Origin of the sequence: Pseudomonas sp. MIS38 (assembly GCF_019891575.1) — a bacterium.
Lineage (GTDB): Bacteria > Pseudomonadota > Gammaproteobacteria > Pseudomonadales > Pseudomonadaceae > Aquipseudomonas > Aquipseudomonas putida_A.
Window position 1 is genome coordinate 1 of sequence record NZ_JAFLXF010000077.1, and the last position, 341, is coordinate 341.

Below are 341 nucleotides of genomic sequence, written 5' to 3' on the forward strand. Positions count from 1 at the left end.
CTCCAACCTGTACATGTACATTCCCCCGGCAATCGTCAACGGCGGGGTGGACAAAGACGTTGCCGAAGCGGGGGTGCCGATTGTCATCAGGCCCGAGTCCGGCAGCGGCTTGCCTTACCCCGACATTGCGGAGGGCGACGTCATTCATCTCAGTTGGGGCGGCTTTTTTGAGTATTCCACACCGGTGACACTGGAGCAGATCAACGATCCAGCGGCAAACCCGATATTGATCACGGTCTCCAAAGCCACTATTGAACGGGCTGGTGACACCGACCTCTTCGGTCTGGCGGTCACCTTCAAAGTGCGCGACATCGTCGGCAATGAATCGGAAGACTGGTGCA

Annotated in this window: 1 protein-coding gene; it reads left to right on the top strand. The window is 57.8% G+C overall.

What is annotated here, in order from left to right; translation table 11 throughout:
- Positions 1-341, top strand: a 341-nt coding sequence (locus tag J1G18_RS28570; protein WP_410477726.1) for a hypothetical protein, incomplete at both ends; no start/stop codon positions are given.